The organism is Qipengyuania flava, from assembly GCF_019448255.1.
GTDB lineage: Bacteria > Pseudomonadota > Alphaproteobacteria > Sphingomonadales > Sphingomonadaceae > Qipengyuania > Qipengyuania flava_A.
In genome coordinates, this window is record NZ_CP080410.1 from 1,376,749 (window position 1) to 1,403,103 (window position 26,355).

The 26,355-nt window shown below is 64.0% G+C and carries 24 protein-coding genes and 1 tRNA gene; 14 read left to right on the forward strand and 11 right to left on the reverse strand.

Annotated features, from left to right (window positions below):
- Position 1: 1 nt before the first annotated feature.
- From KUV82_RS06805 to yghU, 4 genes are all read right to left on the reverse strand, one after another.
- Positions 2-1,507 carry an acetyl-CoA acetyltransferase gene (locus tag KUV82_RS06805; protein ID WP_258319873.1) on the reverse strand — a complete coding sequence of 502 codons (1,506 nt, stop codon included), beginning with the start codon at positions 1,505-1,507 and terminating at the stop codon, positions 2-4.
- A gap of 67 nt (positions 1,508-1,574) precedes the next feature.
- A tRNA-Gln gene (locus tag KUV82_RS06810) sits at positions 1,575-1,649 on the reverse strand.
- Positions 1,650-1,663: 14 nt separating this feature from the next.
- Complete coding sequence (locus KUV82_RS06815; RefSeq protein ID WP_219956110.1) at positions 1,664-3,073, reverse strand: MFS transporter; 1,410 nt, start codon at positions 3,071-3,073, stop codon at positions 1,664-1,666.
- Positions 3,074-3,144: 71 nt separating this feature from the next.
- Positions 3,145-3,996 carry a glutathione-dependent disulfide-bond oxidoreductase gene (gene yghU, locus KUV82_RS06820; protein WP_219956111.1) on the reverse strand — a complete coding sequence of 284 codons (852 nt, stop codon included), beginning with the start codon at positions 3,994-3,996 and terminating at the stop codon, positions 3,145-3,147.
- 94 nt (positions 3,997-4,090) lie between these two features.
- Between yghU and KUV82_RS06825 the strand changes: the two genes are divergently transcribed.
- The 3 genes from KUV82_RS06825 (at position 4,091) to KUV82_RS06835 (ending at position 8,343) form a co-directional block, all read left to right on the forward strand.
- On the forward strand, positions 4,091-5,092 hold the full coding sequence (locus KUV82_RS06825) for a DNA topoisomerase IB (RefSeq protein ID WP_219956112.1): 1,002 nt from the start codon (positions 4,091-4,093) through the stop codon (positions 5,090-5,092).
- A 291-nt stretch (positions 5,093-5,383) separates the two neighbouring features.
- On the forward strand, positions 5,384-7,453 hold the full coding sequence (locus KUV82_RS06830) for an NAD(+) synthase (RefSeq protein WP_219956240.1): 2,070 nt from the start codon (positions 5,384-5,386) through the stop codon (positions 7,451-7,453).
- A gap of 2 nt (positions 7,454-7,455) precedes the next feature.
- The gene (locus tag KUV82_RS06835) at positions 7,456-8,343 is read left to right on the forward strand and encodes a DMT family transporter (RefSeq protein ID WP_219956113.1); all 888 of its coding nucleotides are present in this window, start codon (positions 7,456-7,458) and stop codon (positions 8,341-8,343) included.
- Here KUV82_RS06835 and KUV82_RS06840 read toward each other — a convergent pair whose 3' ends face one another.
- Complete coding sequence (locus KUV82_RS06840; RefSeq protein WP_219956114.1) at positions 8,344-9,426, reverse strand: branched-chain amino acid aminotransferase; 1,083 nt, start codon at positions 9,424-9,426, stop codon at positions 8,344-8,346. It lies immediately after the preceding gene.
- A gap of 503 nt (positions 9,427-9,929) precedes the next feature.
- On the reverse strand, positions 9,930-10,508 hold the full coding sequence (locus KUV82_RS06845) for a hypothetical protein (protein ID WP_219956115.1): 579 nt from the start codon (positions 10,506-10,508) through the stop codon (positions 9,930-9,932).
- A gap of 34 nt (positions 10,509-10,542) precedes the next feature.
- On the opposite strand from KUV82_RS06845, the gene KUV82_RS06850 reads away from it, so the two are divergent.
- From KUV82_RS06850 to KUV82_RS06900, 11 genes are all read left to right on the forward strand, one after another.
- Positions 10,543-11,280 (forward strand): TlyA family RNA methyltransferase, encoded by a 738-nt coding sequence (locus tag KUV82_RS06850; RefSeq protein ID WP_219956116.1) that lies wholly within the window; start codon positions 10,543-10,545, stop codon positions 11,278-11,280.
- Positions 11,281-11,334: 54 nt separating this feature from the next.
- The gene (locus KUV82_RS06855) at positions 11,335-12,867 is read left to right on the forward strand and encodes an acyl-CoA carboxylase subunit beta (RefSeq protein ID WP_219956117.1); all 1,533 of its coding nucleotides are present in this window, start codon (positions 11,335-11,337) and stop codon (positions 12,865-12,867) included.
- 264 nt (positions 12,868-13,131) lie between these two features.
- The gene (gene mce / locus KUV82_RS06860) at positions 13,132-13,581 is read left to right on the forward strand and encodes a methylmalonyl-CoA epimerase (RefSeq protein ID WP_219956118.1); all 450 of its coding nucleotides are present in this window, start codon (positions 13,132-13,134) and stop codon (positions 13,579-13,581) included.
- A gap of 33 nt (positions 13,582-13,614) precedes the next feature.
- A complete protein-coding gene (locus tag KUV82_RS06865) occupies positions 13,615-14,226 on the forward strand; it encodes a glutathione S-transferase family protein (RefSeq protein ID WP_219956119.1) in 612 nt (203 codons plus the stop codon).
- Positions 14,227-14,325: 99 nt separating this feature from the next.
- Complete coding sequence (locus KUV82_RS06870) at positions 14,326-15,111, forward strand: enoyl-CoA hydratase-related protein (RefSeq protein ID WP_219956120.1); 786 nt, start codon at positions 14,326-14,328, stop codon at positions 15,109-15,111.
- A 51-nt stretch (positions 15,112-15,162) separates the two neighbouring features.
- A complete protein-coding gene (gene scpA / locus KUV82_RS06875; RefSeq protein WP_219956121.1) occupies positions 15,163-17,319 on the forward strand; it encodes a methylmalonyl-CoA mutase in 2,157 nt (718 codons plus the stop codon).
- Positions 17,316-17,777 carry a DMT family transporter gene (locus KUV82_RS06880; protein ID WP_258319874.1) on the forward strand — a complete coding sequence of 154 codons (462 nt, stop codon included), beginning with the start codon at positions 17,316-17,318 and terminating at the stop codon, positions 17,775-17,777. The genes scpA and KUV82_RS06880 overlap by 4 nt, the downstream gene beginning before the upstream one ends.
- Entirely contained in the window at positions 17,774-18,784 is a 1,011-nt protein-coding gene (gene bioB / locus KUV82_RS06885; protein WP_219956122.1) for a biotin synthase BioB, read from the forward strand. Before KUV82_RS06880 ends, bioB begins: the two co-directional genes overlap by 4 nt.
- Positions 18,781-19,239, forward strand: a complete 459-nt coding sequence (locus KUV82_RS06890; RefSeq protein ID WP_219956123.1) for a hypothetical protein — start codon at positions 18,781-18,783, stop codon at positions 19,237-19,239. The genes bioB and KUV82_RS06890 overlap by 4 nt, the downstream gene beginning before the upstream one ends.
- Positions 19,240-19,245: 6 nt before the next feature.
- Positions 19,246-21,312 carry an acetyl-CoA carboxylase biotin carboxylase subunit gene (locus KUV82_RS06895; RefSeq protein WP_219956124.1) on the forward strand — a complete coding sequence of 689 codons (2,067 nt, stop codon included), beginning with the start codon at positions 19,246-19,248 and terminating at the stop codon, positions 21,310-21,312.
- Between the two features lie 184 nt (positions 21,313-21,496).
- Positions 21,497-21,745 (forward strand): hypothetical protein, encoded by a 249-nt coding sequence (locus KUV82_RS06900; protein WP_219956125.1) that lies wholly within the window; start codon positions 21,497-21,499, stop codon positions 21,743-21,745.
- A 47-nt stretch (positions 21,746-21,792) separates the two neighbouring features.
- Here the strand turns inward: KUV82_RS06900 and KUV82_RS06905 are convergent, their stop codons facing one another.
- From KUV82_RS06905 to KUV82_RS06925, 5 genes are all read right to left on the reverse strand, one after another.
- Positions 21,793-22,230, reverse strand: a complete 438-nt coding sequence (locus KUV82_RS06905) for a hypothetical protein (protein ID WP_219956126.1) — start codon at positions 22,228-22,230, stop codon at positions 21,793-21,795.
- A gap of 135 nt (positions 22,231-22,365) precedes the next feature.
- A complete protein-coding gene (locus tag KUV82_RS06910; RefSeq protein ID WP_219956127.1) occupies positions 22,366-23,136 on the reverse strand; it encodes a cyclase family protein in 771 nt (256 codons plus the stop codon).
- Positions 23,133-24,539, reverse strand: a complete 1,407-nt coding sequence (locus tag KUV82_RS06915) for a peptide MFS transporter (RefSeq protein WP_219956128.1) — start codon at positions 24,537-24,539, stop codon at positions 23,133-23,135. Before KUV82_RS06915 ends, KUV82_RS06910 begins: the two co-directional genes overlap by 4 nt.
- 120 nt (positions 24,540-24,659) lie before the next feature.
- A complete protein-coding gene (aroB, locus tag KUV82_RS06920) occupies positions 24,660-25,769 on the reverse strand; it encodes a 3-dehydroquinate synthase (RefSeq protein ID WP_219956129.1) in 1,110 nt (369 codons plus the stop codon).
- On the reverse strand, positions 25,760-26,326 hold the full coding sequence (locus tag KUV82_RS06925; RefSeq protein WP_219956130.1) for a shikimate kinase: 567 nt from the start codon (positions 26,324-26,326) through the stop codon (positions 25,760-25,762). The genes aroB and KUV82_RS06925 overlap by 10 nt, the downstream gene beginning before the upstream one ends.
- Between the last annotated feature and the right edge of the window lie 29 nt (positions 26,327-26,355).

A 26,355-nucleotide genomic window follows, 5' to 3' on the forward strand; every position in this document is an offset into this window, starting at 1 on the left:
CTCAGGCGTTCGACCAGACCGCCAGCTCTTCGCCTTCGCGGGTAATTGTCCCTTGCGTGCCGACCGGTTCGAGCGCGCCGTCGGTGAGGAACGCGATCATGGCAGTATCGCTTCCCGGCACGCTGGCGAGCGTGCGCGCACCGTCCGGAGTCTTGGCCACGATCACGCCGGACTTGGGCGTCCCGTCACGACCGTAGTGGACCGTATAGCTCTCGATCGTCGCATCGCCGGTGTAGTCCTGATCCAGCGGAGGGACCTCGCCGCGCCGGGCATCGGCTTCGGCCTGGTAGTCGAAGTCCTGCGGAAACACCGCCCCGGTGGGAGCGCCGGAGACGAGGATCGTGTGGTTGTGCGTCGCGTAGCCGCCATTCGCGAACAGCAGGCCTTTGTCCTTAGTGCCGCGCAGCTTCTCTACCATCGCGACGACGGCATGGCTCATGTAATTGCCGATCGGTCCGCCGCCGAATGTCAGGCCGCCGAACACGCTCGCGGGCTTGTCGAGCGGCCAGCCCAGCACGCGGCGGGCCATCTTGGGAACGCAGGGGAAGCAGCTGTAAAGCTCCACATGTGCGAGGTCGTCCGCGGTCACACTGTTCAGCTCCATGCAGCGCTCTATCGAGGTCGCAAGGCTGGGCGAGGCGTCGTAGCGGTCGCGGTTGAGGAAATTGCCGCTTTCATGCGCGGCGACACCGTGACCGAGCCAGACCATGCGGTCTTCGGGAATGCCGCGGCGATGCGCCTCGGCCAGCGAGACAACGATAAAGCCTGCGCCCTGGTTCACGGATGAATTGGCGACCTGCAGCTTGGTGTAAGGAAAGGCGATCGGCCGATTGCGCTCGGACGGGGTGACCACGTCCTGCGCGCTGACAGGCTTGCGGATCCACGCGCCCTCGCTGTGCGCGGCGACCTCGCTCATGCCGGACCAGATCGCGCCGCTTTCCGCCTGCCCTTCGGCAAGGCTCTGGCCATAGGCCGCGCGGCCTGCGTTTTCGTAGAGCGGGTAGACATCGGTCGGCACGACGAGGCCGTAGCTTTGCGCATAGCCTTTCTTCACCCGGTGGCTCGCATCGCGCAGGGCGTTGGGTTTCTCGCCATCCTCGCGCTTCTTCATTGCGGCAAGCTGGCCGGCGGTGCGCAGCGCCTCGCCGCCGGTGATGGCGCAAATCTTCGCCTCGCCGCGGGCGATCCGGTTGGCGGCTTCGTGGAGCAGCAGGATCGGGCTGTCGCCATTGGGCATGGCGGTCTGCATGCGATGGGCCGGCTCCATTCCGAGCAGTTCGGCCACGGCTTCATCAACGGGATTGAGCTGCGGCCAGGCGAGCTGCGCGACAACCGCCAGGGAATCGCAATCGGCCAGCAAGCCGCCGCCGGCGTCGTCGTTTGCCCGCCGCAGCGCTTCGACCATGAGGTGGATCGGGTCGAGCCCGTCTCCAGGGTCCTCGGGCCGGTCGTTGATCTGGCCCACACCGACAATAACGGGAATGCGTTCCGGGTCCTGCTCGCTCACGCGTCTCTCCTCTCGCATCCTTGCCTAGCAAGTGCGTTTCAGGTCGCAACCGAAAGATGGAGAAGAATGGCTGGGGTGGCAGGGATCGAACCTGCGAATGTCGGTACCAAAAACCGATGCCTTACCACTTGGCTACACCCCAGCAGGTGCGCGCCCCTATAACGTCTCGGGCGCGGAAGGGAAGGGGGGTGAGACGGATTGCTTGCGACGCTCCGCCAGCTCGCTTTCGAGGCGTGCGATGGTCTGCCGGTCGAGCCGGTAGAAGAACATGACGGCGCCTGCCGGAACGATGATCGCGGCCGGCACGATGGCGAAGGCGAGGTCGATCCCGGCCTTCGCTTCTTCTGTCTGCACGACGCCCGCCTCGAAGCCGGTGAGGGCAAACAGCATGCCGGGCAGCGCCGCGCCGAAAGCAACGCCGGTCTTGATCGCAAAGACCGCCCCGGACACGGCCAGACCGGTCATCTGGCGCCCGGTTTTCCACTCGAGGTATTCGGCAATGTCGGTGAACATCGAATAGGCCAGCATCATCATCATACCGAGGCCAATCCCGACAAACACCTGCGCCACCGTCTGCGGCCAGATCGCGTCCAGGGGCATGAAGTGGAAGATGGTGATGGCCGCAACCTCGATCGATCCGGCGAGGATGAGCAGATGCGCCTTGTCGAAGCGCCTGGCCATGACGGCCGCGAAGATCACGCCAACCAGCTGCCCGAGCGCGAAGGCGGTGTAGAACAGCCCGATCCGGTCAAGGAACAGGAAGATCGGGCCGCCATCGTCGCCTGCCACATAGCGGAACCAGAAGAGCGCGCTGCCGGCCCGCGAGGCGAGGGCGACCGGCGTGAGGACCGCCGCGATGGCCACAGCGATCCAGGCCGGGGTTCGCACGAGCAGCTTGATATCGTCGCGCACGCGCCCATTGGTGGGCGCAGGGGGAATGCGCTCCTTGCTCGCGGCGAAGGCGATCAGCAGCGAAAGCGTGCCGGCGCCTGCGATCAGGAACATGGTGAGCATGATGCCGCGTCTCTCGTCGCCCGCGCCAAGCTCGCGCACCAGCGTTGTGGCGATGACCGCGACAGCCACCACTGCAAGGGCCGAGAAGACCATGCGATAGGCGGCAAAGGAGGAGCGGGTGTCGGCGTTGGGCGAGACCACCCCCATGAGGGCGGAGTAGGGCACGTTGGTCGCGGTGAAGGCGATCATCGTGAGCGTGTAGGTGACATAGGCCCACACCAGCATGCCGCTGCCGGACATTTCGGGAGCCGCGAAAATCGCCGCACCGCTGAGGCCGAAGGGGACGGCGCCCCACAACAGGTACGGGCGATAGCGGCCCCAGCGGCTGCGCGTACGATCCCCGATGGCGCCCATGACCGGGTCGGTCACGGCGTCGAAGAATTTGGTCAACAGCAACATCAGGCCCATGGCGGCAGGCCCGACGCCGCCCAGCTCCACGAAGAAGTAGAGCAGGTAGATATTGAAAAAATTGATGAAAAAGGACGAGGCGAGGTCGCCTATCCCGTAGCCGATCTTCTCCAGCCGGGTCGCTGGCGGGATTGGCTCTGTCACGTTTTGGGTCCTCTCATGCAACCTATGGGGATGTCATGAGAGGGCCGGTGTCAAGCCAATCCCGACGAGCGTCAGATTTTCTTGCCTTCGAAGTCGGCGGCCGAGTGGCGCTCGAGGAGTTGTTCGTCCTCTTCGCCCCAGGTCTTGTTGACGATGCGGCCGCGACGCACGGCGGGACGCTCGGCGATCTGCTTCACCCAGCGCTCGACGTTCGTGTATTCGTGTATGGACAGGAATGTGCGCGCCTCGCCGTAGATGCCGCCGAAGACGAAGGGGGCCAGCCAGGGAAACGTCGCGATATCGGCAACCGTGTAGTCCTTGCCGCCAAGGTATTCGGTTTCGGCGAGGCGCTTGTCGGCGACATCGAACAGGCGCTTCGTTTCCATGGCGTAGCGGTTGATCGGGTATTCGTACTTTTCGGGCGCGTAGGCGTAGAAGTGGCCGAAGCCGCCGCCGATGAAGGGCGCGCTGCCGACCTGCCAGAACAACCAGCTGAGCACTTCGGCGCGGGTGTGATCGGTCGGCAGGAAGGCGCCGAACTTTTCCGCCAGGTGCATCAGGATTGCACCGCTTTCGAAGACGCGGACCGGCTCGGCTCCGCTGCGGTCCAGCAGGGTGGGAATCTTGGAGTTCGGGTTGAGGTCGACAAAGCCCGAGGTGAACTGCGTGCCTTCGCCAATGTTCACCGTCCAGGCATCGTACTCGGCGCCCGAATGGCCGGCTTCGAGCAGCTCTTCGAGCATGATCGTCGCCTTCACGCCGTTCGGCGTGGCAAGCGAATAGAGCTGGAAGTCGTGCTCGCCGACCGGCAGGTCCTTCTCTTCGCGCGCGCCGGCGGTCGGGCGGTTGATGCTGGCAAAGCGCCCGCCGTTCTCGGCGTCATAGGTCCAGACTTCGGGCGGGGTGTAGGTGGGATCGGCCAATGTCGTTCTCCTTCAAGTGGGGTGGCTAATTCACTCCACTGTTCGTCGCAAGGTGGGGAACCGTGACAGCGATCCCACGGTTCTTGCCTTCGCCATGACGAAGCTCATCTATGTCGACGACAGCCTGCCCGGCATCACCCGCAAGGGGGCAGGCAAGGGCTGGGCCTATTATGATCCCAAGGGTGAACTGATCACCGACACTGCGGAAAAGCGCCGTCTCAACGCCGTGGCGCTGCCACCGGCCTATACAGACGCCTGGTTCTGCCCCGCGCCAAACGGCCATATCCTTGCAACCGGCATCGATGCGCGTGGACGTAAACAGTATCGCTATCACCCTGAGTTCCGTGCCGCGCGCGAGGGCGAGAAATTCGACAGCTGCGTGCGTTTCGGCAGCCTCCTCCCGCTGGTGCGCAAGCGCGTGGAGGACGATCTGCGCGGTCGGACGCTGACGCGCGAACGGGCGGTGGCGAGCGTCGTGCGGCTGCTTGATCTCGGCGCTGTTCGTGTCGGCAACGAAGGGTACTCGCGTTCGAACAAGAGTTTCGGGGCAACAACCTTGCGGCAGCGCCACGCCGAGCTGACAGGCCGGACCTTGAAGCTGCGCTATAGGGGCAAGGGCGGCAAGCTGCGCGAGGTGGCCCTGTCCGACGGTGCGCTCACGCGGCTCGTGCGGCGAATGCAGGACCTGCCCGGACAGAACCTGTTCAAATATGTCGACGAGGAGGGCGATGTGCAGACGGTCGGCTCGTCCGATGTGAACGACTATCTCACCGAGGCCATGGGCGAGCGTTTCACGGCCAAGAATTTTCGCACCTGGCACGGCAGCGTCATGGCGTTCCAGTGCCTGCTCGAAGGCGAGGGGGCGATGCCGCTCAAGGCGTTGCTCGACTGCGTGGCCGAACGGCTCGGCAACACGCCTGCGGTGACGCGCAAGAGCTACATCCACCCTGCGGTCATAGACCTGGTGGAACGCCAGGAGGAATGGCGCGCGTCGGTTTCGCTGCCCCGTGCGACCCGCTGGCTCTCGCGCGAGGAGCGCGGCCTGATAGAGCTGCTCCAAGAAAGCCCGGCGGCGGCGGAACTGCTCGCCGCCTGATTTGCCTTGCCAGTGGTATCCTTAAGGGATACTGGGCGGGACATGCACCGTGCAGGCTCCAAGATCCGCGCGTTTCGCGAAGCCCATGATCCGCCGCTTAGCGCGGAAGATTTCGGCGCGCGCTTCGGCGAGCCCGCGCCCTGGCCCAGCCGCACCGTCTATGGCTGGGAAGCCAAGGGCAAGATCGCCCGCGCCTCGGTGCAAAAGCGCCTCGCCCAACTGGGTATCTGCGAGCCGGCCGACTGGCTCGAACCGGCCCCTTCCGCCCCCGATCAGAAAGGTCCCGCGCCCATGAGCGCCAGCGTCACACATCCCTTTTTCGCCCGGCAGACGCATGGCTTCGTCCGGGTTGCGACCAGCACCCCCAAGGTGCGCACCGCGGATGTGGCATACAACGCACAAGGCATCCTCGAACAGGCGCGCAAGGCGCATGAGCAGGGCGTCGACCTGCTGCTTTATCCCGAGCTCTCCCTGTCGTCCTACGCGCTCGATGACCTGCACATGCAGGCGGCGCTGCTCGATGCGGTGGACACCCAGCTGGCGGCGATTGTCGAAGCCTCGCGCGACCTGGCGCCCGTCCTTGTTTTTGGCGCTCCGCTGCGCAGGAACGGCCGCATCTACAATTGCGCGGTCGTTGCGGCGCGGGGTGCGGTGCTGGGCGTGGTGCCCAAGAGCTATCTGCCCAATTACCGCGAGTATTACGAAAAGCGCTGGTTCGCCCACGGGCGCGAATGCATCGGACTGACGATCGAAGCCGGCGGCAAGCAGGTGCCCTTCGGTACCGACCTGGTCTTTGCGGCCAGCGACCTGCCCGGTTTCACCTTCGGGGTGGAAATCTGCGAAGACTACTGGTCGCCCAATCCGCCGGGTACCATGGCAGCGCTGGCCGGGGCCACGATCCTCCTCAATCCCTCGGCCTCCAACATCACCATCGGCAAGTCGGACGAACGGCACCTGCTGTGCCGTGCAAGTTCCAGCCGCAGCGTGTGCGCCTACGCCTATTCGGCCAGCGGGCACGGCGAGAGCACGACCGACCTTTCGTGGGACGGGCAGGGCATGATCTACGAGCTTGGCGACCTGCTGGTCGAAAGCCAGCGCTTTGATCTCGATCCCGAACTGTGCGTGGTCGATATCGATACCCAGCGCATCCTGTCCGAACGCATGCGGATGCAGACCTTCAACGACGCGGCTGAAGCGGCGGGGCGGCCTGAGGACTGGTACCGCACGATCCCATTCGATCTGGCAGCTCCGGGCGATGACACGGGCCTTGTCCGCCCGATCCGCCGGTTCCCCTTCGTGCCCAACCGGGCGCACAAGCTGGACGAGGATTGCTACGAGGCGTTCAACATTCAGGTCGATGCGCTCATGCGGCGCATACAGGCGACCAACCCCAAGTGCCTCGTGATCGGCATATCGGGCGGGCTCGACAGCACGCATGCGCTGATCGTTGCCGCCAAGGCAATGGACCGGCTGGGACGCCCGCGCACCGATATTCGCGGCTACACCATGCCCGGCTTTGCGACATCGGACGGCACCAAGTCCAACGCCTGGCGCCTGATGGAAGCCTTCGGCATCACGGCCGAGGAAATCGACATCAAGCCAACCGCGACGATGATGCTGGAGAACATCGGCCACGCCTTTGCCGATGGCGAGCCGGTCTATGACGTGACTTTCGAGAACGTTCAGGCGGGCCTGCGCACCGATTACCTTTTCCGCTTGGCCGGCCAGCACAGCGGCTGGGTTGTGGGGACGGGCGATCTCAGCGAATTGGCGCTCGGCTGGTGCACATATGGCGTGGGTGATCACATGAGCCATTACGGCGTCAACGCGGGCGTGCCCAAGACGCTGATCCAGTATCTTATCCGCTGGACCACGCAGACGAGCCAGTTCGACGAAGGCGTCGACGCGGTGCTGGCCGATGTGCTTGACACCGAGATCAGTCCCGAGCTCGTGCCCGCGGGCGAGGATGGCCAGATCCAGAGCACGCAGTCCATCATCGGCCCGTACGAACTGAACGATTTCTTCCTCCACCACATCATCCGCTGGGGTCAGAAGCCGAGCCATGTGGCCTTTTTGGCCTGGCATGCGTGGAAGGATGCGGAAGCTGGCCTGTGGCCGATCGACTTCCCAGATGCGGCGAAGAACACCTACGACCTTCCCACGATTGCCAAGTGGCTGGAGAATTTCCTCAAGCGCTTCTTCGGCTTCAGCCAGTTCAAGCGCAGCGCGCTGCCCAACGGGCCGAAGGTCAGCGCAGGCGGCGCGCTGAGCCCGCGCGGCGACTGGCGCGCGCCGAGCGATGCGGTGGCCGACACCTGGCTGGCGGAGCTCGCCGTTGCCCTTCCTCCTGCTGGCGACTGACCATGCCAGTTCGCGCGCTGCTGATCATGACGCTGTGCAACATCGTCTGGGCGCTCAACGTCGTCGTCAGCAAGATCGCGATTGCCGATCTTGGCTCGCCGCCGCTGTTTTACGCCTTGCTGCGCTCGGTAGTCGTGGCGCTGGTGCTGATCCCGCTGCTGCGGCCGCTGCCGGCAAAGCTCTGGCAAGTGCTGCTGGTTGGCCTCGCCATAAGCGGCGGCTCGTTTGCGCTGCTGTTCATGGGGCTGGCAACGGCAAGCCCTTCGGCTGCGGGCGTGGTCAGCTTGACCGGCGCGCCGATGACCGTGCTGTTCGCGATCCTGTTCCTTGGCGAGCGAGTGCGCTGGCGCCGCGGGCTGGGCATCGGCCTTGCCTTTGGCGGGGTGCTGTTTGCCATGATGGGCGACAACCAGATGGAGACCAGCACGGGCCTGCTGCTCGTGTTCCTGTCCGCCGTGATCGGGGCGCTTGGCTCGGTCTTCGTGAAGCGGCTCGACATACCCTCGATCCGGCTGCAGGCCTGGGCCGCGGTGGCCTCGGTCGCGGTTCTACTGCCGCTCACTTTTGGCGTCGAAGCCGGTCAGGTGGAATCGCTCGCCAACGCGCCCTGGCGCCTTGCAGCCTGCCTGTTCTTTGCTGCCGTCGTTGTGTCGATCGGCGCGCACACCGCCTACTACCGCCTGCTACAAGAGCACGACGCCAATGTGGTCGTGCCGCTCACCCTGTTCACGCCGATCCTGACCATCGCTTTTGGCGCTTGGCTGACCGGCGATGCGATTGGCGAGCGGCTGATCATCGGCGGCGCAATCGCGCTGCTCGGTGTGGCCATCATCGTGCTGCGGCCGAGCGAGACCTTTACCCGCCGCTTCCTGGTTCGGCCGCGCTTCTGATCAGGCGAGCTTCATGGTCCAGCCGTGGGTGTCCTCGACAGAGCCCTTCTGGATGCCGACGAGCTTTTCGCGGATCTTGTGGGTCATCTGGCCGATCCCGCCGCTGCCAATCGCAAATTCGCCATCCGGGCCGAGCACGGTGCCCACCGGGGTCACCACCGCAGCGGTGCCGCAGGCCATGGTTTCCAGCAGGCGGCCCTCGGTCGCATCGGCGCGCCACTGGTCGATGCTGTACGGCTCCTCGCGGACCTGGAGCCCCTCTTCGCGCAGCAGCTCGATCAGGCTGGCGCGAGTAATGCCAGGCAGGATCGTGCCGGTGAGCGGCGGGGTGATGACGGTGCCGTCATCGAACACGAAGAACAGGTTCATGCCGCCCAGTTCCTCGATCCACTTCTTCTCGACGGCATCGAGGAAGACCACCTGGTCGCAGCCGTTTTCGATCCCTTCAGCCTGGGGCACGAGGCTGGCGGCGTAATTGCCGCCCGTCTTGGCCGCGCCCGTGCCGCCGGGCGCCGCGCGGGTATAGTTGCGGCTGACCCAGATCTTCACCGGCTTTGCGCCGCCCTTGAAATAGGGGCCGACGGGCGAAGCGATCAGAATGTATTTGTACTGCCGCGCCGGGCGCACGCCGAGGAAGGCTTCGGACGCGAACATGAAGGGGCGCAGGTACAGCGAGCCATCGGGGTCGCCCGGCACCCAGTCGCGATCCTTGGCGACCAGCTGGCGGATCGATTCGAGGAACAGCTCTTCGGGAAGCTCCGGCATCGCCATGCGGCGCGCGCTGTCGTTGAAGCGGCGCGCGTTCTGTTCCGGGCGGAACAGCGACAGACTGCCGTCCGCCTGCTTGTAAGCCTTCATGCCCTCGAAAATTTCCTGGGCGTAGTGGAGCACGGCGGCCGCGGGATCGAGGCTGATCGCTTCGCGCGGGCCGAGCGTTGCCTTGTGCCAGCCACCCTTGTCCGCATCGTAGTCGATCACGACCATGTGGTCGGTGAACAGCGTGCCGAAACCGGGGTTTTCCAGCGCCTTGTCGCGGGCGTCGCTGGCGATCGGGGCGGGGTGGGGAAGGTGCTCGAATTCCATGGGGCGCGATTAGTTGGAATAGGCCCTCAGGACAAGGTTTCTGAAGCCAGAAATGAGAAGAGCGACCCTCGCCCGTAGGAGGATCGCCCTTCGCATGGTCAGCGGCGGGAAGTGCCGCTCACGAAGTCTCTATCGATATCTGCTTACCGATAGTACCTCGCGCGGGAACTTGCCGACCTCTCTGCTGAACCATGAGACATCGGATCACCTCCTTTCGCGCTAGTGAGCTAAGAACCGCCGTTTCACCGGGGTCCAAGACCGCGTTTCGCCGCTGATCTTGATTTCAATTTGTTGCGCGAGGGGCGTGAAAACAAGGCTTGAAAAAAAGTTTTCCCACGTCAGAATTGATGTTTGTGGCTCGGAGCGGATTCCGGGCCTTTTTCATGTCCGAACTAAGGATAGCTGCGGCTTTTCGCCTGCAACGCCGGTGTCACACAGCACCGCCCTGCGGAACAAAGCGCCGGGCGAATCGAGTTATCCACAGCCACGCACGGGCCGACTCGCTAGCGGCAATCCTCGATCACGCGGGTCACTTCCGCCCATGCGGGGAGGTAGATGGCCGGCATGCCCGCAGTCTCCACCGCAAACCGCCCGCGGGTGAGCGCCATCGTATCGAGTAAGGGGTCGGTCGCCGCGAGGTTCGCGCTCTTGGCGTCCGCGCTGTTCCCGGGGCCAAGCGTGAGCGATCCGGTGGCCGTTTCGGTGCGAATGACCAGCGGCGCGCCCTCACTCAGCGTGTCGCCGTATCGGGTGAAGACAATCCGGCGGGTGCTGAAGGGACAGCTTACGGCGAATTCGGGGCGTTCGCCGGCGCGCCCATAAATCGCGGCGGTTCCGGTTGGCGTTGCCGTGTAGCTCCAATCGCCGGGCGTACGCGGCCGAACAATCCAGTCTTCCCATGAAAGATCGCCTTCGAGCTCCGCCACGGATGTCGGTGCGGGCGTCACCGTGACCGGGATGTAGGTCGGCGTTGCCTCGGTTGGAGCGGGCGAATCCTGTGCCGAGGCGCAGGAAGCGGAAAGGGCGGTGGCGGCCAGCGCGCCGGCGAGATGCACCCACTGGGAGAAAAGGACTGGTTTCATGACTGGTCAATGATCGCTAACGGCCATGTTTCCGATGCCGAAAAAGAAACGCCTCGATCAGATGCTGGTGGACCGCGGGCTCGTGGAAAGCCGCACGCGCGCGCAGGCGCTGGTAATGGCGGGGCTCGTCTTCAGCGGCGAGCAGAAGCTTGCCAAGCCCGGCCAGCAGCTCTCTGAAGACGCACCGCTCGATGTGCGCGGGCGCGACCATCCCTGGGTTTCGCGCGGCGGGATCAAGCTGGCGCACGCTATCGAGCATTTCGAGCTGGATCCGACTGGCGTCACCGCAATGGATATCGGCAGCTCCACCGGCGGCTTTACCGATGTGCTGTTGCAGGGCGGGGCGGAGCACGTGTTCGCGGTCGACAGCGGGACCAACCAGCTCGCGTGGAAGCTGCGGCAGGACGAGCGCGTGACCGTGCTCGAACAGACCAGCGCGCGCATCCTGACGCGCGAGATGATCGACCGGCCCGTCACCTGGGTGGTGTGCGATGCGAGCTTTATCGGTCTTGCCAAGGTGCTCGAACGCCCGCTGGAGCTCGCCGAGCGCAACTGCCGCCTCGTCGCGCTGATCAAGCCGCAGTTCGAGGTCGGGCGCGAGGAGGTGGGCAAGAAGGGCGTGGTCAGCGATCCAGCGCTTCACACCCGTGTCTGCGACGAAGTGCGGACATGGGTCGAGGGGCTCGGCTTCGATGTTCAGGGCATCGTCCAGAGCCCGATTACGGGGCCGGAAGGCAATGTCGAATTCCTGATTTCCGCTCTCCGCGATTGACGCTGCGGCAATGCGCTGGCTAGGCGCTTTGCCAAACGGATTACTGGAGAGAGCATGTCCGCCAATATCGCCGAAATGGAACGCCGCCGCGAAGCCGCCAGGATGGGCGGGGGCGAGAAACGCATCGCCGCGCAGCACGCCAAGGGGAAGCTGACCGCGCGCGAGCGGCTCGATATCCTGCTCGATGAAGGCAGCTTCGAAGAGCTCGACACCTATGTCGAACACGACTGCACCGATTTCGGCATGGAAACGCAGAAGATCCCGGGCGACGGCGTGGTCACCGGCTCAGGTACGATCAACGGCCGCCTGGTCTATGTTTTCTCCCAGGATTTCACCGTCTTCGGCGGCTCTCTATCCAAGCGCCATGCAGAGAAGATCTGCAAGGTGATGGACACGGCGATGAAGGTCGGAGCGCCGGTGATCGGCCTCAACGATTCCGGTGGCGCGCGCATTCAGGAAGGTGTTGCCTCGCTCGGCGGCTATGCCGAGGTGTTCCAGCGCAACGTGCTGGCCAGCGGCGTGGTGCCGCAGATCAGCCTCATCATGGGGCCATGTGCGGGCGGCGCGGTGTACTCGCCGGCCATGACCGATTTCATCTTCATGGTGGAGGACAGTTCCTACATGTTCGTCACCGGCCCCGACGTAGTGAAGACCGTGACCAACGAGGTCGTCACGCAGGAGGAACTCGGCGGGGCGAAGACGCACACCACCAAGACCAGCGTCGCCGACAACAGCTTCGAAAACGACATCGAGACGCTTCTCGCGACGCGCAATTTCTTCGATTACTTGCCGCTGTCTAACCGCGAGGAGGTGCCCGAGCGCCCGACTTCGGACGCATGGGACCGCGAGGAGCCGAGCCTCGACACGCTGATCCCCGACAACGCCAACCAGCCCTACGACATGCACGAAGTCATCCGCAAGACGCTGGACGAGGGTGACTTTTTCGAAATCCAGCCGAACCATGCCGCCAACATCATCTGCGGTTTCGGCCGGGTGGAGGGGCGCACGGTGGGCGTGGTGGCGAACCAGCCGATGGTGCTTGCCGGCGTGCTCGACATCAATTCGTCCAAGAAGGCCGCGCGCTTCGTGCGCTTCTGCGACGCCTTCGAAATCCCGATCCTTACCTTCGTCGACGTGCCCGGCTTCCTTCCCGGCACGGCGCAGGAGCACAATGGCATCATCAAGCACGGCGCCAAGCTGCTCTTCGCCTATGCCGAGGCGACCGTGCCCAAGATCACCGTCATCACCCGCAAGGCCTATGGCGGTGCATACGACGTGATGGCGTCCAAGCACCTGCGCGGCGATCTCAACTACGCCTGGCCCACCGCCGAAATCGCCGTGATGGGCGCAAAGGGCGCGGTGGAGATCATCTTCCGCCAGGACCGCGACGATCCCGACAAGATCGCCGAGAAAACGAAGGAATACGAAGACCGCTTCGCCAACCCCTTCGTGGCAGCCCAGCGCGGCTATATCGACGAGGTGATCTATCCGCACTCGACGCGGAAGCGCATCGTGCTGGGGCTACGCAAGCTGCGGACGAAGCAGCTCGAGAACCCGTGGAAGAAGCATGACAATATCCCGCTGTGACGCCAACTCACTTCTTCGGACCTTTAAGGCTCTACTGTGGGAGGAATGGGATCCAATTGGCGTGAATGATGGCGAGGGTGATTGGCCCGACGATGAGTACGACAGTTACGCACCGCAGCTTTTGAGCCTTGTTCAATCGGGTAAGTCAAAAGTTGAGATCGAAGCATACCTGACGACTGTCGAAACAGAGTACATGGGGCTGCGGCCATCGGGACGATCAGGTCCGGTTGCTGATCGCGCAATGCAGATTTTCGGAGAGAGAAAATGAAACTCGGCCGTCTCAACCATATCGGCGTCGCGACGCCCTCGATCGCGGAATCGCTGCGCTATTATCGCGACGTCATGGGCGCGACGATCACGCATGAGCCCTTCGATCTGGAAGAGCAGGGCGTGAAGGTCTGCTTTATCGACACACCCGGCGAAAACGGCACCCACGGCACGCAGATCGAGCTTATCGAGCCGCTGGGCGAGCAGTCCACGCTGACCGGCTTTCTCGCCAAGAACCCCGCCGGGGGGCAGCACCACCTGTGCTACGAGGTCGAGGACATCGAGGACGCCCGCAAGTGGTTCGAGGATATGGGCAAGCGCATCCTCGGCCCCACGCGTATCGGCGCGCATGGCACGCCCATCTTCTTCCTCCACCCCAAGGACATGATGGGCCAGCTGACCGAAATCATGGAAACGCCCAAGGACGGTGCGCACTGGTCGAACTGATCCGGCGCGGCCAAGGGGAGAGAGGACCCTCGAATGCTATTCTACGACAGCCCCAACCCGGCGCCCAATCCGCGCCGCGTGCGCATTTTCGCCGCCGAGAAGGGCATCGAGCTTCCGATGCAGGAAGTCTCCATCCCCAAGCGCGAGCAGAAGGCGCCCGAATACGTCGCCAAGAACCCGCGCGGGCAGACGCCGATCCTCGAGCTCGATGACGGCACGGTGATCGCCGAAAGCGTGGCGATCATGCGCTATCTCGAAGCCGAGCATCCCGAACCGCCGCTGTTTGGCACCACCAGCCGCGAAATCGCGGAAATCGAGATGTGGTGCCGCCGGGTCGAGATGATCCTCATGCCACCTATCGGCGCCGTCTGGGTCCATACCCACCCGTTCACAGCCGCGCTGCCGGGACGCAACGCGGAGTGGGGCGAATCCAATCGCCCGCGCGTGGGATCGGCCATGGAGTTCTTCGACGAATCGCTCGAAGGCCGCGAGTTCCTTGCCGGCGACGGCTACTCCGCAGCCGACATCCTGCTGCTGACGACGGTCGATTTCGCCAAGTTCGTCGGGCTTGAGATGCCCGAGGGCTGCGCAAACCTTGCCAGTTGGCACGAGCGCGTGTCCGCGCGGCGCAGCGCGCAGGCCTGATCGGACGACGCGCGCCGTAACGCACTTGCGCTAAGCGCGCGTCGCAGCCACACTCGGTTGCGAAAAGAAACCAGACAGATCGCTTCTTGGGAGAGAGACGTGAGCTACGAAACCATCATCGTCGAAAAGGACGGCCCGCTAACCACCATCACGCTCAACCGGCCCGACCGGCTGAACGCGATGCCGCCGCAGATGGCGGACGAGATCGGCGCGGCCTTCTATGACCTCGGCGATAGCCGCGCGGTGCTGATCACCGGCGCGGGCAAGGGCTTCTGCTCGGGCGCGGACCTGGCCGCGCGGGGTGAACGCAGCGCTCTCGACAGCAAGGGCGGCAGCCACCGCGCCTTGCAGAACCACTACAACCCGGCGGTGAACATGGTGCTGCGCGCGCCTGTCCCCGTGATCTGCGCGGTGAATGGCCCCGCGGCCGGTGTCGGTTGCAGCCTCGCGCTGGCGGGCGATTTCGTGCTCGCATCGAAGAGCGCCTATTTCCTCCAGGCCTTCGTCAACATCGGCCTCGTGCCCGACGGCGGTTCGACCTGGCTGCTCGCGCGCGCCATCGGCCGTGCGCGCGCCACGCGCATGATGATGCTGGGCGAGAAGATCGGCGGCGAGCAGGCGGAAGACTGGGGCCTGATCTACAAGTGCACCGAAGACGATGCTCTTATGGATGAGGCCAAAGCGCTGGCCGAAAAGCTCGCCAACGGCCCGACGCTTGCCTACGCCACGATGAAGAAGAACATCGCCATCGCGATGGATGGCAACCTAACCGAAGTGCTGCTGGCCGAGGCCGAAGGGCAGCGCATCGCCGGGGCCAGCGCGGACGCGATGGAAGGCGGCATGGCCTTCCTGCAAAAGCGCAAACCGGCCTTCAAGGGCGCGTAAAACAGCCGCGCTCTCTTCCCTCGTGCATACGATTGTGGTTAGGGGCAGGGCATGAGTGACACGCCAAGCTATGACGACTGGAAGCCCCTCGCCGACAAGGAGGTGAAGGGCCGCGATCTCATCTGGAACACGCCGGAAGGGATCGCCGTGAAACCGCTCTATACGAGCGCGGATACGCAGGGCATCGATCCCGGCGTGCCGGGCATCGCGCCGTTCACGCGTGGACCCTATGCCTCGATGTACACCGGCCGCCCGTGGACCATCCGCCAGTATGCGGGCTTCTCGACTGCCGAGGAATCGAACGCCTTCTATCGCCGCAACCTCGCGGCGGGTCAGAAGGGCCTCTCGGTCGCTTTCGACCTTGCCACGCACCGCGGCTATGACAGCGACCACCCGCGCGTCGTCGGCGATGTCGGCAAGGCGGGCGTCGCCATCGACACCGTGCGCGACATGGAAATCCTGTTCGACAAGATCCCGCTCGACCAGATGAGCGTCTCGATGACCATGAACGGCGCGGTGATCCCGGTCATGGCGTTCTACATCGTTGCGGCGGAGCGGCAGGGGGTGAGCCAGGAGAAGCTGGCCGGGACCATCCAGAACGACATCCTCAAGGAGTTCATGGTCCGCAACACCTATATCTATCCGCCCGAGCCGAGCATGCGGATCGTCTCCGACATCATCGCATATACCTCGGCCAACATGCCGAAATTCAACAGCATTTCGATCTCAGGCTATCACATGCACGAGGCAGGCGCCACGGCGGTGCAGGAACTGGCCTTTACCATCGCCGACGGCAAGGAATACGCTAGCCGAGCGATGGAAGCGGGGCTCGATATCGACGCTTTCGCGCCGCGCCTGTCCTTCTTCTGGGGCATCGGCATGAACTTCTTCATGGAGATCGCCAAGATGCGCGCAGCGCGCGCGCTGTGGCACGATGTGATGGAAGGGCTGGGGGCGCAGAACCCCAAGTCGAAGATGCTTCGGACCCACTGCCAGACCAGCGGCGTCTCGCTGCAGGAGCAGGACCCCTACAACAACGTCATCCGCACCACGATCGAAGCGATGGCAGCGGTGCTGGGCGGCACGCAGTCGCTCCACACCAATGCGCTCGACGAGGCGATTGCGCTGCCGACCGACTTCTCCGCCCGCATCGCGCGCAACACGCAGCTCGTGATCCAGGAAGAGACCGGCATCACCAATGTCGCCGATCCGCTGGGCGGCAGCTATTACATCGAAAGCCTTACCGCCGCTCTGGTGGAGGAAGCCCGCAAGCTTCTCGACGAGGTCGAGGCGGCAGGCGGGATGACCGAATATGTCGCCAGCGGTAAGCCCAAGGCCCAGATCGAGGAAGCGGCGGCCGCCAAGCAGGCGAGCGTCGACAAGGGCGACACGGTGATCGTGGGCGTCAACAAGTACCGCCTCCCCGAAGAGGCCGATATCGACACGCTCGACATCGACAACCACGCCGTTCGCCAGAGCCAGATCGCGCGCCTCAAGGCGGTGCGCGAGGAACGCGACGAATTTGCCTGCAAGGCCGCGCTCGATGCGCTCGCTCGCGGGGCGGCGCAGAAGGAAGGAAACCTCCTCGAACTCGCAGTGGAAGCCGCGCGCCACGATGCGACGCTCGGCGAAATCAGCCAGGCGATGGAAGACGCCTACGGCCGCTACGACACCATGCCGAAGCCTGTGCGCGGCGTGTATTCCGAGGCCTATGCCGAGGACACGCGCTACAACCAGGTGATCGAAGGCGTGAAGGCGGTCGAACGCCGCCTTGGCCGCGCGCCCAAGCTGATGGTCGCCAAGATGGGCCAGGACGGCCACGACCGCGGAGCGAACGTGATTGCCTCCGCCTTTGCCGACATGGGCTTCGAGGTCGTTTCCGGCCCGTTGTTCCAGACGCCGGAAGAAACCCGCGACATGGCGCTCGAAAACGATGTCGACGCCATCGGCGCGAGCAGCCTTGCGGCCGGTCACAAGACGCTGATCCCGGAACTGATCACGCTCCTCAAGGAAGCGGGCCGCCCGGATATCAAGGTGATCGCCGGCGGCGTGATCCCGCAGAAGGATTACGACTTCCTGCGCGATGCCGGGGTGCAGGGCATCTACGGCCCGGGCAGCAACGTGATCGAATGCGCGGCCGACGTGCTGCGCCTGCTCGGCCACAACATGCCGCCAGCCGGCGAGGATCTGGACGAGGCGGCGGAGTGAGCGCCTCCTCCTCCAGCGCCTTTGTTCCGATTGCGGCGATGATGTTTGCCGCCGGGCTGGGCATCCCCGTTTTCGCCGCGCTCAACGCCGGGCTGGGCCAGCAACTGGGCGGGCCGGTCGCGGCAACGGCGGTGACCTTTGCCATCGGCTTCGTGATCGCCACCGTGATGCTGACCTTCACCGGCTATCCCCCGGCAAGCGCCTTCACCTTCGAAAAGCCGTGGCTCTGGATCGGGGCCGTGGTGATGCTCTTCTACGCCACATCGGTGGCCTTCTCAGCGCCCCGGATCGGGCTCGGCAACGCGATCTTCTTCGTGCTGCTCGGCCAGATCGTCGCGGCGGCCATTATCGACCATTTCGGCCTGCTTGGCTCCATCCAGAGCGCGATTACGCCCAAGCGTGCGCTCGGCCTGGTGGTCATGGCAATCGGCCTCTACCTAGCCAGAAAGCCCGTATGACCCAGACCCGTACCGACTGGACCCGCGAGGAAATCGCGGAGCTGTTCGACCTTCCCTTTACCGAGCTGCTCTTCCAAGCCGCCAGTGTCCACCGCGAGTACCATCCGCCCGAGCAGATCCAGCTCTGCACGCTGCTGTCGATCAAGACCGGCGGGTGCCCGGAGGACTGCGGCTATTGCTCGCAGTCGGTGAAGGCCGATAGCGGCGTCGAGGCGACCAAGCTGATGGAGGTGCAGTCTGTCCTCCAGCGCGCGGCGCAGGCCAAGGATGCAGGCAGCCAGCGCTTCTGCATGGGCGCGGCATGGCGCAACCCCAAGGACCGCGACATGCCTGCTATCGTCGAGATCGTGAAGGGCGTACGCGCCATGGGGCTGGAGACCTGCATGACGCTGGGCATGCTGACGCCGAAGCAGGCGGATATGCTCAAGGAAGCGGGCCTCGATTACTACAACCACAATGTCGACACGGGGCCGGAATATTACGAGCGCGTGATCTCGACCCGCAACTACCAGGACCGGCTCGACACGCTGCAGAACGTGCGCGATGCGGGGATCAATGTGTGCAGCGGCGGGATCGTCGGCATGGGCGAAACGCGCGAAGATCGTGTCGGCTTCGTCCACACACTCGCCACGCTCGAACGCCATCCCGAAAGCGTGCCGGTGAACGCGCTCGTGCCGGTCAAGGGAACAGTGCTGGGCGACATGCTGGCCGACACGCCGCTCGCCAAGATCGATGATATCGAGTTCGTTCGTACCGTGGCGGTGGCGCGCATCACCATGCCGATGAGCATGGTGCGGCTTTCCGCAGGCCGCGAGAGCATGAGCGAAGCCACTCAGGCTCTCTGCTTCCTCGCGGGTGCGAACTCGATCTTCACCGGCGACAAGCTGCTGACCGCACCCAATGCGGGCGACGACAGCGATAGCGCGCTGTTCGCAAAGCTTGGCCTGACGGCGCTGGCGCAGGAAGAACCCCTCAGGGCCTGCAAGGTGGCGGAACCGGCCGAGTGAAGGCACTCCTCTTCACGACGGCCCTTGTGGCCAGCGCCCCCACGGCGCCGGACACCTTTGCGGTAGAGTGTCGCGGAGATACCCTTCACACGTCCGTCAGCGACGGAAAGACCGATACCCAAACCTTCGATTTGCCCGACCAGATCTTTGTCTTCAGCGAGAGTTCCAACATCGCCTTGCGCGCCATGCCGCGCCGGAGCGAGTTCGAGAACATCTGCGCGATCGGATCGAGCGGTAAGGCCATGGAATTTTCACCCGCAGCCATTCGGGTCAGCTGGGCCAGCCCCGAGGGTTGGAAAGCAGCGACGCGGTGCGAGTTTGCCTTCGACCGATCCGAAGCGACTGCAACTATGCGGCTCAGCTTCGCTTGGTCAGAAACGCGCCGCACAGAAACCGAATGGCGCATGGCCTGCACCCCGACGCAGGTTCCCATCTATACTCAGGAAGAACGGTAACTCGGCATGTTCACAAGAATCCTCATCGCAAACCGCGGCGAAATCGCGTGCCGGGTCATCAAGACGGCCAGGCGCATGGGTATCGCAACCGTTGCGGTCTATTCCGATGCCGATGCCCGCGCGCCTTTCGTGCGCATGGCGGACGAGGCGGTGCATATCGGCCCGGCACCGGCAGCCGAAAGCTACCTGATAGCCGACAAGATCATCGCTGCCTGCAAGCAGACCGGCGCCCAGGCCGTCCACCCGGGCTACGGCTTCCTGTCCGAACGCGCGAGCTTCGTCGAGGCGCTGGCCGCCGAAAACATCGCCTTCATCGGCCCGCCGGCCAACGCGATTGCCGCAATGGGCGACAAGATCGAATCCAAGAAGATCGCGCGCGAGGCGGGTGTGAACGTCGTCCCAGGCTTCGTCGGCGAAATCCGCGATACCGACCACGCGGTCGAGATTTCGAACGACATCGGCTACCCGGTGATGATGAAGGCCAGCGCCGGCGGTGGCGGCAAGGGCATGCGCCTGGCGTACTCGGAAAAGGACGTGCGCGAAGGCTTCGAAAGCGTGAAGCGTGAGGGCCTGAACTCCTTCGGCGACGACCGCGTCTTCATCGAGAAATTCATCGAGGACCCGCGCCACATCGAGATCCAGATCCTCGGCGATACGCACGGCAATGTGATCTACCTCAACGAGCGCGAATGCTCGATCCAGCGCCGCCACCAGAAGGTGGTGGAAGAGGCACCGTCGCCCTTTGTGACCCCGCAGATGCGCAAGGCCATGGGCGAACAGTGCGTCGCCCTGTCCAAGGCTGTCGGCTATCACAGCGCGGGCACGGTCGAGCTGATCGTCTCGGGCGCGGACAAGACCGGCGAGAGCTTCTACTTCCTTGAAATGAACACCCGCCTGCAGGTGGAGCATCCCGTTACCGAAGCGATCACCGGCGTCGACCTGGTCGAACAAATGATCCGCGTCGCGGCAGGCGAAAAGCTTTCGATCACGCAGGACGACGTCAAAATCGACGGCTGGGCGATCGAGAACCGCGTCTACGCCGAAGACCCCTATCGCGGCTTCCTGCCCTCCACAGGCCGCCTGGTGCGCTACCAGCCGCCGGTCGAGCCGTGGGCTGACGATGGCGCGGAGAACGGGCGCCGCGGAGTCGACGGTATCCGCGTCGACGATGGCGTCTTCGAAGGCGGCGAGGTTTCGATGTTCTACGACCCGATGATCGCCAAGCTGGTGACCTGGGGCGAGACCCGCGACGAGGCAGCCGACCTGCAGATCGCGGCCCTCGACGCCTTCCGCATCGAGGGGCTCGGCCACAATGTCGATTTCCTCAGCGCGATCATGCAGCACGAGCGCTTCCGTTCGGGTGAGCTGACCACCGGCTTCATCGCGGAAGAATATCCTGATGGCTTCGAGGGTGCGCCGGCCTCCGATGAGCTCACCAGGGTCCTGGCAGCCGTCGGCGGGGTGATCGCCACTGCCGATGCCGACCGCGCGCGCCGGATCGACCAGCAGCTCGACAGCGACAACTATGCGCCGGGCGACTGGACCATCCGCATCGGGGAGCGTGAAGAAGGTTCGACCACGCATGACGTCCGGCTCGAAGAGAACGCCCTGACCGTCGATGGCGAGCAGGTCACTATCGAGATGCAGTACACCCCCGGTGAAACGCTGGTGGACGTGGCCCTCTTTGAGAACGGCGCCGACGAGGAAGCCGAGCCGGTCGAGACCTTCACCTTCCAGCTCAAGCCCACGCGCACCGGCTACGCCATCACCACGCGCGGTGCGACGCACCACTTGCGGATCCTGCAGACCCGCATCGCCCATCTCGCATCGCACATGATCGAGAAGGAACCGCCCGACCTTTCCAAGATGCTCATCTGCCCGATGCCGGGCCTGCTGGTGAAGCTGCATGTGGCGGAGGGCGAGGAAGTCCAGCCGGGCCAGCCGCTTGCCACGGTCGAGGCGATGAAGATGGAGAACATCCTGCGCGCCGAAAAACAGGCGACCGTCGGCACTATCAACGCCTCTGAAGGCGATTCCCTGGCAGTAGACGAGGTCATCCTCGAGCTAGAATAGGAAAGCGCGGCAGACCGTTTCAGGGCGACCGGAGGCAAGAAACTTTGCCTCCGGCGACCGAATCCTGCTAATTTCCGGCCTATCCCAAGGAAAGAGGGTTAAGCGGCTTTTAGGATAAGCCGCCGCGAGGGATACTCGCCTTCTTCGGATCGCTTCTGACACACACGAAACAGGAGCAGGGTTGATGGCACAGAAGGGTACAGGGTTCTTCGATAGCCGGGGGCATTACTTCAAGACTCCGGAAGAGGCGACGGTCAGCGACCTCGCCAGCCTCCTTGGAAAGATCGGCGAGGGCGAAAGCCTCGCACCGGGAATAGCGCAAACCTTGCTCGCCAAGCGCGGCGAGCTGGAACGGCTGTTTGCCGAACACGATACGATGCTGGGGGATTACCAGCCGATCGGGTCCGGCAAAGTCACGCGGCTGAACGTCTGACGGGGAGACGGCAGGCCGGGTTCTCTGGCCGTCCTAAAGGCCGGCGATCAATACGAGTCGGTGAACTTCAGGTTCGTAATGGTCCAGCCTTGGGGAAGGTTGTCGACACGCAAGGTCCAGAGGAGCAGAAGCTGTTCGTGCTGGCAGACGTAGTTGAGGGTTATCCGAAGCGCCGAGAAGTGTTCGCGCGTTGCCAGGACACAGCGTTCGACCGGTCCGTAAAGCTCAACGCTTGTCCGTGCCTGCCCGATTAGGAGATTCTTCTCCGAAGTCTTTGCGGCCAGGAGCTCGCTTGCCGCGACCGTGTCGGAAATCGCATCTTCATGTTTCCCGGCTTCGATCTGCCTGATGCGTTCATCCGCTATGCTCTGAGCAGCGGCAAAATCCGCCTCGCTGGGAACCGATAGGATGTCCAACGTAGTGTCATGCGCTTGGGCCGGGAGGGCGAAGAACACCGCGAGAGCCAATCCGGTCATGTATTTCATCTGAGATCCCCATTGTTCAACGTCGTGGTGCACTTGGTGTAGTGTTGCCCGAACTCTAGACGAATACTTCCGAACGTCGACCTTTGGCCCGGATAATCAACAGGATACGACGGAGCTCACCGCGTACGGGGTATTTTACTCCTCCACCATCGCCACCGCGCGGATCCAGCCCGCGCTGGCGCGTTCGATCTTCACCGGGAAGCAGCTGAAGGTGAAGCCGTGGGCTGGCAGGCTTTCGAGGTTGGTGAGCTTCTCGATCTGGTAGTAGGGCCGGATACGGCCAGCCTTATGGCCTTCCCAGATGATCGCCGGATCCTTCGTCTCGGCCCAGCGCTTGGCCGTGTGGCTGAACGGCGCGTCCCAGCTCCAGGCATCGGTGCCGACGACCTCTACGCCATGCTCGGTCAGCCACAGGGTGGCCTCTGCGCCGAGACCCACGCCCTGATCCGTGAAATTCTCTGTCCCGTAAACGGCGCCCGACTGGACCAGAACGATATCGAGCGGTTGCAGCGCATACTCGATTGCATCGAAGGCTTCCTCGACCTCCTTCGCGCTCACCACATGGCCATGGGGGAAGTGCGAAAAATCGAGCTTTACGCCTGGGCGGAAGAACCGGTCGAGCGGGGCTTCATCGATGCTCGGGGCAGGGCTGGCACCATCATCGGTCGTCGAGTGATAATGCCAGGGCGCGTCCATGTGCGTGCCGTTGTGCGTGGACAGCTCCAGCATCTCGACCGCCCAGCCTTCGCCATCGGGCAGATCGTCCTTCTCCAGACCCGGGAAGAACATAGCGATCTGTTGCCATGTGCTTTCGTGGGTCATGTAGGTGACCTTGGGCCGCATCACCTCCGGGTCAGAGATTACGTCGTTGGTGATCGGGATCGAAAGGTCGATGAAACGGGTCATGACAGGGCAGCGTCCTCCGGCTCGGCATCATGCATCAGCCGCGGTGCGAGGAGAAGCTTGAAGAGGACGAAGACGGCCCCGGCGGCCGCGGCAAAGCCCATATGGATCAGCCAGAACTGCGTCACCGGCATGGTCTCGAACCAGCCGCCGACATAGCCGACCATCGAATTGCCGAGGAAGAAGGCGATGAAATAAAGCCCGATCACCGTGCCGCTGATCTGCTTGGGCGCGAGGCGGGCGAACAGCGCGAGGCTGACCGGCAGCATGTGCGCAAAGCCGATCGAGTTCACGATATGGAACATGACCGGCCAGAAAAGGCCGATCTTCTCGCCTGCAGGCGTGGTGGCCGCGGCAAGGTAGAGGCACGCCATTCCGCCGATCGAGAACAGCGAACCGATGATGATCTTGGTCAGCTCGTCGGGCTCGGTCCATTTGGTCTTCCACCAACGATAGAACCCGGCAACGATGGCAAGGAAGCTGACCGACACGACCGCGTCGAGCGTGATCAGCCATGTCGTCGGCAGCTTCTCCTCGCCCCAGTAGAGGGCGAAGCTCTGGTCGCCCCAGACGAGGTAGGCGTTGAAGATCTGGTTGTTCGGCACGATTGCCACCGCCAGCACCGGGATGAGCAGGAGGAGGGCGATGGTCGCGAGCCAGTCGGTGCGACTCATCGGGTCCTTGGGTTCGGCCGCTGCTCCCTTCGCCGCCACGTCGAAATGCTCGCGCGGGAGGTATTTTTGTCCGGCGATGTAGATGATCAGGCCGATCACCATCCCGACGCCTGCGGCGCCAAAGCCCCAGTGCCAGCCCATGGTTTCGCCCAGCGTGCCGACCACCAGCGGACTGGCGATCACGCCCGCATTGATGCCGAGGTAGAAGATCTGGAAAGCGTCCGCACGGCGCAGGTCCTCGGGCTTGTAGAGGCTGCCCACCTGGCTCGAGATATTGCCCTTGAACATGCCCGAGCCGAGGATCAGGCACAGCAGGGCGAGCAGGAAGGTGACGTTGAAGGCCATCAGGAAATGGCCAAGCGCCATTGTGATCGCGCCGAGCAGAACGGTGCGCCGCTTGCCCAGCACCCGGTCGGCCAGCAGGCCGCCGAAGATCGGGGTCAGGTAGACGCAGGCCGCATAAGTGCCGAAGATCGCGCTGGCGAAGGCCTGCCCTTCGAGCCCGCCGTACAGGCTGCGCAGTTGCTCGATTCCGGCGACTTCGCCCACGGTACCGGGAAGCAGCAGGTAGTTGACCATGTAGAGGACCAGCAGCGCCTGCATGCCGTAGAAGGAAAACCGCTCCCACGCTTCGGTAAAGGCAAGGTAGCCGAGGCCCTTGGGGTGGCCGAGGAAGCTGGTGTCTTCGGCATCGTACAAATGCAGTTCGGGGGTCGCTTCGGCGACGGTCATGGCACATCCTCTCCTGTCCGAAGGCGAGGGAATAGCGCGGCACTGCACGGGTGTCGCGCGATTAGGCAAGTCGTTGGTGGAAAAATGCTGCGCAGCATTTGGCGCAGCATGGGACTCTGGTCAGTGGGCCTGCAATTGCTCGTCGAGGAAGGCTGCTACGTCGCCCAGATGGACTTCCCGGTCTAGGAAGGCCTGCCCGATTCCGCGCAGCAGGATGAATGGCAGCATGCCTGCGTCCATTTTCTTGTCGTGCAGCATATGCGCGGTGAGCTCGGCGCCGTTGCAGGTGATGCCAAGCGCAGAGATCTCCGCAGGCAGACCGGCAGCGTCGACCGCGCGGGTGATCCGTTCGGCCTCGTCCGCGCCCATCAGGCCGCGGCGCACGGAATAGCGTGCGGCGAGCACCATGCCGAGCGCGACCGCTTCGCCGTGCAGCAAACGGTCGGAAAAGCCGGTTTCCGCCTCCAGCGCATGGCCGAAGGTGTGTCCGAGGTTGAGCAATGCGCGAGCGCCGGTGGTCTCGCGTTCGTCTTCGGCCACGATGCGCGCCTTGGCCGCCACGCTTTGCGCCACGGCTTCCTCTAACGACTGGCGCTGCAGGGCGAGCACCGCATAGGCGCGGTCTTCCAGCCATTCGAAGAAATCGCGGTCACCGAGCACCCCGTATTTCAGCACTTCGGCATAGCCGGCACGCAGCTCGCGCGAGGGCAGGGTGGAAAGCGTATCGAGATCGGCAAGCACGAGCGAGGGCTGGTGGAAGGCCCCGATGAGGTTCTTGCCCGCAGCTGTGTTGATCGCGGTCTTTCCGCCGACCGAGCTGTCGACCTGCGCAAGCAGGGTGGTGGGGACTTGAACGAAGCCGCAGCCGCGCTTGAGAATCGCGCAAGCAAAGCCGGTCAGGTCGCCGACCACGCCGCCGCCCAGAGCAACGACATGATCGCCGCGTTCGACGCCTTGTTCCAGCAGCCAGTCGGTGAGCTTTGCGAGGCTCTCCCAGCTCTTCGACGCCTCGCCTGAGGGCACGTCGAACCAGCGCGGCTCTACTCCTGCATTCTGCAGAGAGCGGGCGACCGTCTCGCCCCAGCTCTTGCGCGCGTTTTCGTCCGCAACGATGCAGACGTAACCCTTGCGGATGAAGGCGGAGGCCTCTCCGGCGATATCGTAAAGCAGGCCCGGCCCCACGCGCACCTCGTATTCGCGCCCCGCCAGTTCGACGTCGATTACAGCCATGCGTCGATCGCCCCCAATATGCGCTGCGCGGTTTCGATATGCGGTCCGTCATCGGTAACGACATGGACCTGTGCCTCGGCATAGAAGGCGCCGCGCCGATCTTTCAGTTCGGTGAGTATTTCGCGAGGGTTACCCTGGCGTAAAAGCGGACGGTTATCGCGCCGCGAGGTCCGCTCGACCAGCGTGTCGATATCGCAATCGAGCCAGACGGCGATGGCGCGTTCCAGGATCAGGGCGCGCGTTTCGGGATCGACGAAGGCGCCGCCCCCGGTCGCGATCACTCCATGCGATTCGTCCATCAGCCGGGCTATCACGCGGCGCTCGCCATCGCGGAAATAGGCCTCTCCGTGAGCGGCGAAGATTTCGCTGACCGAGCGGTCGGCCGCGCGTTCGATCTCGTCATCGACATCAATGAAATCGGTGCCCAGCATAGCCGCAAGCCGCCTTCCGACCGTGGATTTGCCCACACCCATCAGTCCGACCAGCACCACCGGCCGGTCGATACGCCGGGCAATGTTGCCGATCTCTTCCGGTGTCATGGCGCTTGCATGGGTCATTGCCGCCGTGCCTAGAACTGGGCTAGGGC